At 40.3% G+C, this 9,416-nt stretch carries 9 protein-coding genes and 1 pseudogene; 2 read left to right on the top strand and 8 right to left on the bottom strand.

Going from position 1 to position 9,416, the window contains the following annotated elements; all coding sequences use genetic code 11:
- The 8 genes and pseudogenes from ACO1D1_RS05705 to ACO1D1_RS05670 form a co-directional block, all read right to left on the bottom strand.
- Nucleotides 1–222: pseudogene (locus ACO1D1_RS05705) on the bottom strand (hypothetical protein); the annotation flags it as partial.
- Between the two features lie 167 nt (nucleotides 223–389).
- Nucleotides 390–824 (bottom strand): BrxA/BrxB family bacilliredoxin, encoded by a 435-nt coding sequence (locus ACO1D1_RS05700; protein ID WP_149870722.1) that lies wholly within the window; start codon nucleotides 822–824, stop codon nucleotides 390–392.
- A 54-nt stretch (nucleotides 825–878) separates the two neighbouring features.
- Nucleotides 879–2,018: a conserved virulence factor C family protein gene (locus tag ACO1D1_RS05695; RefSeq protein ID WP_423335235.1), complete on the bottom strand. Its 1,140-nt coding sequence runs from the start codon at nucleotides 2,016–2,018 to the stop codon at nucleotides 879–881.
- A gap of 87 nt (nucleotides 2,019–2,105) precedes the next feature.
- A complete protein-coding gene (locus ACO1D1_RS05690) occupies nucleotides 2,106–4,001 on the bottom strand; it encodes an ABC-F family ATP-binding cassette domain-containing protein (RefSeq protein ID WP_149870724.1) in 1,896 nt (631 codons plus the stop codon).
- On the bottom strand, nucleotides 4,002–4,649 hold the full coding sequence (locus tag ACO1D1_RS05685; protein WP_149870725.1) for an HD domain-containing protein: 648 nt from the start codon (nucleotides 4,647–4,649) through the stop codon (nucleotides 4,002–4,004).
- Nucleotides 4,650–4,730: 81 nt separating this feature from the next.
- Complete coding sequence (locus ACO1D1_RS05680; protein ID WP_149870726.1) at nucleotides 4,731–5,579, bottom strand: DegV family protein; 849 nt, start codon at nucleotides 5,577–5,579, stop codon at nucleotides 4,731–4,733.
- Nucleotides 5,580–5,714: 135 nt separating this feature from the next.
- Nucleotides 5,715–6,230 (bottom strand): hypothetical protein, encoded by a 516-nt coding sequence (locus ACO1D1_RS05675; RefSeq protein WP_423335234.1) that lies wholly within the window; start codon nucleotides 6,228–6,230, stop codon nucleotides 5,715–5,717.
- 15 nt (nucleotides 6,231–6,245) lie between these two features.
- A complete protein-coding gene (locus tag ACO1D1_RS05670; protein WP_411675456.1) occupies nucleotides 6,246–7,928 on the bottom strand; it encodes a formate--tetrahydrofolate ligase in 1,683 nt (560 codons plus the stop codon).
- A gap of 247 nt (nucleotides 7,929–8,175) precedes the next feature.
- Between ACO1D1_RS05670 and metA the strand changes: the two genes are divergently transcribed.
- Together metA and ACO1D1_RS05660 are read left to right on the top strand one after the other, a co-directional pair.
- Nucleotides 8,176–9,084 carry a homoserine O-acetyltransferase MetA gene (metA, locus tag ACO1D1_RS05665; RefSeq protein WP_149870729.1) on the top strand — a complete coding sequence of 303 codons (909 nt, stop codon included), beginning with the start codon at nucleotides 8,176–8,178 and terminating at the stop codon, nucleotides 9,082–9,084.
- Between the two features lie 107 nt (nucleotides 9,085–9,191).
- Nucleotides 9,192–9,404, top strand: a complete 213-nt coding sequence (locus ACO1D1_RS05660; protein ID WP_223820791.1) for a DUF3892 domain-containing protein — start codon at nucleotides 9,192–9,194, stop codon at nucleotides 9,402–9,404.
- Nucleotides 9,405–9,416 lie beyond the last annotated feature (12 nt).

Below are 9,416 nucleotides of genomic sequence, written 5' to 3'. Positions count from 1 at the left end.
GACTGCATCAGAAGCTAGGCCAAGAGTGCAATCAAGAATAGTCATACCTTCAGTTAGTTGTGCTGCATCGGCAAATGGATCGTTCTCCCCGCTTAGCAGCCGCTTGATGCGAAACATAGCAGAATTGGGATGGAAAAAGAATGGGAGCGTGGAGCCTTTTTCAAACAGCTCTACACGATCTTTCCCGACCACAAGACAGTCACTGTTTGCTTTTAATTGCAATTGGATAATTGATTTCTTTTTCTTGGAAGATACGGTACTCCTAAAGTTACAGCAATTTCTTTGGCCTTATCTGTCATTTCTTGATTTGTACGACCGGCAGTTGTTACAAACATACAATCATCCCATTTAAGTTAATAAAAAGAAAAGGACGTCTAATGACATCCTAGTTAGCAATGAACTTCAAACGCTCCCAATAAATTTTGCATAACCGTTTCCATTGGCATACCTTCAATATCATGGCGGGGAATGAAATGGACGACCTTTCTATCCTTTATTAACGCCATTGATGGAGATGATGGTTCAATTCCCTCGAAATACTCACGCATTTTAGCCGTTGCCTCTTTATCCTGGCCAGCAAATACGGTAACAAGATGATTCGGCTTTTTGGCACTATTTAGAACCGCTTGTGTCGCAGCAGGGCGGGCTAGTCCGGCAGCACAGCCGCACACGGAATTCACCACAACAAGTGTCGTCCCGTCTGATTTGTCCATAAAGTTTTCTACAGCTACTGGTGTTGTCAGCTCTTCAAAACCAGCTCTTGTCAGCTCTTCCCGCATCGGCAGCACCATTTGTTTCATATATTCTTCATATGCATTAGACATTTAATCACTCCATTTCTCCTATTTATAATACTATACAATTGAAAAGTTACATAATTACGTGTCTGACTTTCTCGCTTCGGTCATCTGCTTCCAGACGGAACCCATTGCTTCCTCGCCGCCTTCAATTCTTTCAATTGCCATCTTGATTTGCAAGCTAACCTCGAATTCCCGGTCGTTTTCCGCTGCTTTTAAAGCTGGAATCGACTTTTCGTCACCCACTTCGTATAAAAACATTGCCGCTCTCCAGCGCACCAATTTACTTTGATCTTGCAATGCCTTTGCCATTTCTTCTGAGGCTTCGGCAAAACCTAAATCAGATAAGCAATCTCCTGCGGTTCTCCTGACGGTAACAGTTTTATCCTTAAGCGCCCGATATAAAAGCGGCAGCACTTCCTTCTCTTTTATCATCCCAAGATAGACAGTCGCCAGTCTTCGAATCGATGGTTTCTCATCTGCTAAAGCCTTTTCAAGAACAGGTAAATCATCAAGTTCGGGGTCATCCATTTGCTCAAGAAGCTGATAGCGAATCTGCCAGTCTGGATTCTCTAGATTGGCAATAGTTACTTTATTGCGAGTTCGATGTGGTTTGTGACCAACAGCGGTAGTTGAGTCGCTTGTTTGAGCTTTTATGACAAGTGCTTCTAAACGATCTTTTGGATAGGCAGCGATTAATTCCTCGACAACCTCTATGCCAATCTGATCAAAGTCACCATAGCGGACACCTTGATTTTGCCATTTCCGCAATAGAATATAGTTGTCTTCGGGAAGTTGAGCCCGCTCCCTTGCCTTTAAAAAATAATCAGGCATACCAAATCTGCGTTCCGTCGAGCTGTCTGTCAGCTTTACTTGCAACGGAATATCCTTAAACATTTGGATTTCAACCTTAATTTCACCAAAATGTTCATCTACTTTAACGGTTTGGACGGCATCATCCGCTTTTTCTCCAAAAGCCTGCCGGACTTGAGGCAATAATTCCTTCCAGTCATATTTCGCATTCCGCTCAACGGCTAAAAAATCAACGACGTGGTATACGCCTTTAATCCCTTCAATTTGTAGGATAGACTGGATAATTGGAGGTGCCTCATTTGCAGTTTCCTTCTTATAATTATGGCTCTTCCCCATTGGCAGTTCTTGATCTAAATTGATTTTCATCGTATTCGGACTTGGCGTTGGTTCGATGGTCTTAATTTTCAACACAATCACCTAATTCTCATATATTTCAATTACAAGTTTAACATAACCGAAATAGCACTTTCATTTGAAATGCATTTGGCAAATGAATTAGTCATTTTCGGCAAGTTCCGCAAGATATGACCAGCGCTCGATTAGATGCTCGAGCTTTTCATTCAATTCAGCTTCCTGCTTCATCAACTCCTGAGCCTTAGTAAAATCACTGCCTACCGTTCCCAATTCTTCCGTTATCTCTTCAAGGCTGGCCTCAGTCTGTGCAATAACCTCATCAATCTCTTCCCATTCCTTTTTTTCCTTAAAGGTGAGCTTTTTCTTCTTTTCCTTTTCAAGAGCTCTGGCAGGTTGATTTACCTTTGTTTCGGATTTCACCTTTTGTGCTTCAAGTTCCGTTTCTCTTGAAAGATAATCGCTATAATTTCCATAGAAAAATTCAATTACCCCTTCACCTCTTAACACCAATAACTGCTCAGCAATTTTATCAAGGAAATATCGGTCATGAGAAACCGTAATCACAACACCAGGAAATTCTTCCAGATAATCCTCTAATACTGTCAAGGTTTGAGTATCGAGATCGTTTGTTGGTTCGTCCAGCAAGAGGACATTAGGCGCGGTCATCAGAAGCTTTAAAAGGTAAAGCCGGCGCTTTTCGCCGCCGGACAGCTTGCGGATAGGCGTTCCATGTGTAAATGCCGGAAATAGAAAGCGCTCCAGCATTTGTGCTGCAGAAATCGTTTTCCCATCTGATGTTTCTACAATCTCAGCTGTCTCTTTAATATATTCAATCATGCGCTTATTTTCATCCATATCTTCACTTTCTTGGGTATAATAAGCAATTTTAACCGTTTGTCCCATGATGAATTCACCTTCATCAAGCGGGATTTTCTTAGCTAAAATATTTAATAATGTTGATTTGCCGGCTCCGTTCCTGCCGATGATGCCAATTCTGTCCCCTGGTTTTATGAGTAAATTAAAGTGATCTAAAATCACCTTTTCCACATAGTGCTTCGAAGCATCCTTCAGTTCAAAAACCTGTTTCCCGAGCCTGCTCCCATTTAACGAAATATCCAGTTTTTCTCCGGATGGCTTCCCGCTTGAAAGTTTATCTTCAAGGTCTTCAAATCGCTGAATCCTTGCCTTTTGCTTCGTGGTTCTCGCTTTAGCCCCGCGCCTCATCCACTCGAGCTCACGTCGAAAGAGGTTACTTCTTTTTTCAAACGTAGCCGCATCATTTTCCTCGCGGATTGCTTTTGCCTCTAAAAAGGCTGCATAATTTCCTTTGTAGCTGTAAAGATTTCCTCCATCTAATTCAAACATGCGGTTAGCTACCCGGTCTAAAAAGTAACGATCGTGAGTAACAAGCAAAATAGACCCCTTGTATCTGCTTAGGTAGTCCTCCAGCCATTTAACAGAATCAAAATCAAGATGGTTTGTCGGCTCGTCTAAAATCAATAAATCCGGTTCAGCAATTAATACCTGAGCTAAAGCAACCCGCTTTTTTTGTCCACCCGACAGCTCACCGATTTTCTTTGTAAAATCCTCAAGCCCTAATTTCATTAAAATCGACTTGGCATTTGTACTAGCATCCCACGCATTTAACGCATCCATTTGCTTTTGTAATCGAAAAAGCTCCTCTTGAACCTTAGAATCATTTGGCGACTTATTCAGAGATAATAAAGTCTTTTCGTAATCCCGCATTAGTTTAAGTATTGGTGCATCGCCATGAAAGACCTGTTCTAACACTGATTTTTCATCATCTAACTCTGGCTTTTGATTTAAAAAAGAAATCGAATAATCTTTACCCGTGATGATTTTTCCTTCGTCAGGCACATCAAGACCGGCAATAATTTTTAATAGAGACGATTTGCCGGTACCGTTAATCCCAATTAAACCGACACGCTCTTTTTCACTAATGGTAAAAGAGATGTCATTAAAAAGCTGTTTCTCGCCATATGTTTTCGAAACATTTTCCACTGTGAGCATTTTCATTTACTTTTTTCCATCCCATTCTTGGTAAAATTGGTCTAGAAAACCAAGCATCATCTGCTGACGGCTTTCCGCCATCTTTCTGGCAGCATTCGTGTTCAATAAATCTGTTAATTTCAAGAGCTTTTCATAGAAATGGTGGATGCTTGTTGATTTCCCTTTTCGGTATTCTTCTATCGTCATTTCATTCCTTACTTCAATCGACGGGTCGTAGATTGGCTGTCCTTTTTTACCGCCATAAGCGAATACTCTGGCAATTCCGATGGCACCAATCGCATCTAAGCGGTCAGCATCCTGAACGATTTTTGCCTCTATTGTTAAAAGCTCCTTTTTTCTTCCACCCTTAAATGAAATCGATTCAATGATTTGGATAATATGTTTTCTTTCCTTGTCAGCAAGGGAAATCGTTTTGAAAAAAGAAGCTAATTTCTCTCTGCCTTTTTCAGCACTTTCGTTTAGCTTTTCATCGGGGATATCATGGAGAAGCGCAGACATTTCAATGATAAACGGATCTCCTGTCAATTCTTCCTTGGAAATATGTAAGGCATTTCGCCGCACGCGGTCTACATGGAACCAATCATGCCCTGTTGCATCTTCACCTAATTCACTTCGGACAAACTTTTCTGTCTCTTCTATAACTTGATTTTTCAATCACAAACACCTACCTTCATCCTTGCTATTTTAACATAAATAAAAAATCCGCGGAATTATCACTGAATTCCGCGGATTTTATTATTTTAGCCCATTAAACCAGCTGATCCCCAATGTGTTTTCACCGGCATGGACCCCGATTACAGCTCCAAGCGGACAACACTTAATCTCCAGTTGCGGAAATTGTTCCATTAGCTCACCTCGCCAATGTTCTGCCTGTTCCTCATGTAATCCGTATAAAATATACACTTCTTTAAATTGGTATTTTTCATAGGAAAGGCGGAAGTAATCAAGAATTTTTTCTTTTGCCTTTTTCTCTCCACGAACCTTTTCCTTCACTTCTAATGCGCCATTTTCGATCGAAATGATCGGTTTAACATTTAACATACTGCCAAGGAAGAATTGCAGCCCTGACATTCTGCCGCCACGATGAAGCTGTTCCAGACTTCCAATCAATACATATGTCTCGTTTGTATCCCTGATTTGTTCAAGCGCTTCCTTAACCGCATCAAGGCCGTGACCTGCAGCAAATAATTCCATCCCTTTTTTCAATAAGGCAGACATGGGATAGGTAAGGATTTGTGAATCAAAGATTGTTACCGGAATATCAACTAGTTTGGCTGCCTGCTCACTTGAGGATACCGTTCCACTTAATTTTCCTGAAAGGAGGACAGTGACAATTTGGTCATAATCCTTCGCAAGCTGCTCATATAAAGATTGAAACGCACCCACAGACGGCTGCGATGTCATCGGAGGGTTTTTCAATTGTTTTAAACGGTCAAAAAGCTGTTGTGGGGTTAGGTCTATCCCATCGGAATACTCTTCACCATCCAGCAAAACTGTTAATGGAATCGTATACAAGTCTGGATGATTTTTCAATTCCTGATCTAAATAGGCAGTACTATCGGTAACCCATGCCGTCTTCACCAATGCATCTCCCCTTATTTTTAGTATGAGGTCTTATTATCTAGTTAGTACCATCGTACCTTTATTTTTGAATATTGTAAATATTTTATACTACAAATAGAACCAGCTATTTTATAAAGCTGGTTCTACGTTAATTTTCTATATTGCTTTGTTCAGTTTTTCTAAAGTGATTACCAGAAAATCAGTCATTTCAACCAGATCATCTAATTGATCTTCAGTAATCAATCGATCAAATACCAACGTAATGACTGTTTTAATGCTTTTATCCGGTTCTAGCGGTTTTTTGTGAACGGACAGAGATATTTTTCTAGTTGCTCCCCAAATATCACGAAGGATTTTTACTATGGATTGATAATCAATTTCCACATCATGTTCAAGAAAGAACTGCATGTTTAAATAACACCCGGCATGATGATCTGATAGTGAATTTGGAAGGAGCTCCGCTGCTAAATTATGAAGGTCTGATTTTAACTCCATTTTAACGATGACAGAACTATGAGGCAGTCGAATAGATACATCAAACTGACGGGACATTTTAGCTATATTTAGTAAATCATTTCTGTCCGTTATGACGATTTCACCGCTAATGTCCCGATCATAAAGGACACCTTCAATCACAACCTTCATATTATCGAAAGCCGTTGGATCAAACATTATCGCGACTCCTTTTTAGAAAAGCCCAACTGCATTTCCGTTTTCATCTATATCCATTTTTAAGGCTGCAGGTTTCTTAGGCAAGCCTGGCATGGTCATGACTTCACCTGTTAAGGCCACAATAAAACCGGCCCCAATCGATGGTTTAAATTCCCTGATGGTAACGGTGAAATTCGTGGGTCTGCCAAGCTTTGTTGGGTCATCTGATAAGGAATATTGAGATTTTGCCATGCAGACGGCCAAATTGGACCAGCCAAACTTTTCAAATTCAATTAATTGTTTTTTTGCTTTTGATGAAAACTCGACATCCTTCCCACCATACACCTTTTGTACGATGGTTTCTATCTTTTGCTCAATCGAGTCAGATAGATCGTATAACGGGTGAAATTTGTTTTCTTCTTTTTCGATGACTGCTAAAAGCTTTTCAGCCAAATCGATACCTCCCAAACCGCCTTTTTCCCATACTTCAGTTAGGGCAACTGGAACCTTCTCCCGATTACACCACTCTAACAATGTTTCGACCTCAAGATCAGTATCGGTAATAAATTTATTAATTGCAACCACAACTGGCAGCCCAAAGCTTTTAATCGTTTCAATATGCTTTTGCAAATTTGCAAATCCTAATGTAAGCGATGGAATATTTTCTTGGGCTAAATCTGTTTTCGCTACACCGCCATGCATTTTCAAGGCACGAATGGTCGCGACGACAACAACGGCCTCCGGTTTAATCCCTGCACTTCGAGATTTGATATGTAAAAACTTTTCTGCACCTAAATCCGCTCCAAAACCGCCTTCGGTGATGACGTAGTCTGCTAACTTTGCAGCTGCCGTTGTGGCAATTACACTGTTGCATCCATGCGCAATATTGGCAAAAGGTCCACCATGAATCAGCGCAGGAGTATGTTCAATCGTTTGAACAAGGTTTGGCTTAACAGCTTCTTTTAAAAGCAACGTTAATGCGCCCTCAACGCCTAGATCACCTACTGTAACCGGCTCCTTATTCATATTATAGGCAACCACCATCCGAGATAAGCGAAGCTTTAAATCCTTTAAATCAGTTGCTAGACAAAGAACCGCCATAATTTCCGATGCCACTGTAATATCAAAGCCATCTTCTCTTGGTATCCCCTGCAGAGGTCCACCCAGTCCAATAATTACTTTTCTTAATGCGCGATCATTTAAATCAACAGCCCGTTTCCATACGATACGGCGCTGGTCAATTTTCAGCTCATTCCCTTGTTGGAGATGATTGTCAATTAATGCTGCGAGGGCGTTATTTGCTGTTGTAATCGCATGAAGGTCTCCAGTGAAATGGAGATTAATATCTTCCATTGGCAATACTTGTGAGTAACCTCCGCCTGTCGCCCCCCCTTTAATCCCCATTGTCGGACCTAATGAAGGTTCACGCATCGCAATCATAGCTTTTTTACCAATGCGATTAAAAGCATCTCCAAGCCCAACGGTAACAGTCGATTTCCCTTCTCCGGCAGGTGTTGGATTAATCGAGGTGACAAGAATGATTTTTCCACTTTCTTTTGTCCTCATTTTGATTAAGGCATCATTGGAAATCTTCGCTTTATATTTCCCATAAAGCTCGAGATCATCCTCTGTCAAACCGATTTTTTCAGCTATTTCCAAAATTGGCTTCATTGTTGATGCTTGTGCAATTTCAATGTCTGATTTCACAGTTGTTTTCATAGCCACATTAATCCCCCGCTTCAGCATTTATAATTTGATCTACTTTTTCATTGTACCAAAAAAGCGCTTTCTTTCCGATTGTTAATTATGAACAAATTATTATCTTTTCTGAAATTATAATAATGTTTATAATAGAAATATCGAATTTTTATAATATTCATTGACTTTGAACTGTTTGCCGTAGTATTAATGAATTTAGTATTCGGAATTTTGCCTTAGAGCAACTTACAAAAAGGGGGATGATCACTTGCCAATTAACATTCCAAAGTTATTGCCTGCAAGAGAGGTTCTTGAGCAGGAAAATATTTTCATTATGGAAAATGAACGGGCAATCAGCCAGGATATCAGGCCTTTAAAAATACTGATTTTAAATTTAATGCCTGAAAAAGAAAAAGCAGAAACACAGCTCTTAAGATTATTGGGAAACACACCATTACAGGTAAATGTTAATTTGCTAAAAACCGACTCATATGAATCTACTCATACTAGCAAACAGCATTTGGAGCAGTTTTATACCACTTTCCCGGAAATTAAAAATCAGAAATTTGACGGGATGATTATAACTGGTGCCCCTGTTGAACTATTAGAATTCGATCAGGTAAAATACTGGACCGAATTAACCGAAATTATGGACTGGGCCACTCAAAATGTAACCTCAACATTACATATTTGCTGGGGTGCACAGGCTGCACTTTACTACCATTACGGCATCCGTAAATTTGAGTTGCAGCGAAAATGTTCAGGGATTTATCCCCACCGTATATTCGAGCAAAATGATATTTTATTACGGGGATTTGACGACCAATTTTATGCTCCCCATTCCCGCTATACGGATGTTTCGATTGAGGCAATCTTACAAAAGCCTGAGTTAAAATTGCTGGCTGCCTCAGAAGATGCCGGCGCATTATTGATTGCATCTCAAGACCGGAAGCATGTGATGATTACCGGACATTTGGAATACGAATCCGATTCACTGGCACAGGAATATGAAAGAGATTTGAATAAAGGTCTTGAAATCCATATGCCAGAGAATTATTTTCCAAACAATGACCCTACCCAGCCTCCTATTAATCGCTGGCGTTCTCATGGTCACTTATTTTTTTCAAACTGGCTCAATTATTATGTATATCAAGAAACCCCATTTTCTTGGGATTAAAACAGAGCATCGGATTCGTCCGATGCTCTGTTTCTATTGAGAATATATCATCCTTTTGTTTAATATTCGTCCAATCAAGGAATAATACGGACAAAGGAGGAATTTCATTGGAATCAATTTCTGCTGTACATCGCAACCATTTCGGAGATATTATCAGTTTTGTTACATCGGAAGGGCGTGTAATTTCTTATCGCAAAGCCCTATTAGAAGTTGAGAACGGACAGATTGAGGGGGCACAAGCCATCCTGGATCTGGAAGGACGCGTGTCATTAATTCCGGAGATTGACCAGTCTTTTGACCATTATCCTAACTTATATTAAAAAGCACCCAGC

It is taken from the genome of Neobacillus sp. 19 (genome assembly GCF_049463095.1).
Classification (GTDB): domain Bacteria; phylum Bacillota; class Bacilli; order Bacillales; family Cytobacillaceae; genus Neobacillus.
The sequence above is the reverse complement of the archived record's forward strand: the minus strand, read 5'-3'. Positions and strand labels throughout refer to the sequence as shown.

What these genes read in the sequence shown, in the direction of transcription:
- ACO1D1_RS05700 (WP_149870722.1), bottom strand. Translation starts at nt 824, where the DNA reads ATGTCTAATGCATATGAAGAATATATGAAACAAATGGTGCTGCCGATG.
- ACO1D1_RS05690 (WP_149870724.1), bottom strand. Translation starts at nt 4,001, where the DNA reads ATGAAAATGCTCACAGTGGAAAATGTTTCGAAAACATATGGCGAGAAA.
- ACO1D1_RS05675 (WP_423335234.1), bottom strand. Translation starts at nt 6,230, where the DNA reads ATGTTTGATCCAACGGCTTTCGATAATATGAAGGTTGTGATTGAAGGT.
- ACO1D1_RS05670 (WP_411675456.1), bottom strand. Translation starts at nt 7,928, where the DNA reads ATGAAAACAACTGTGAAATCAGACATTGAAATTGCACAAGCATCAACA.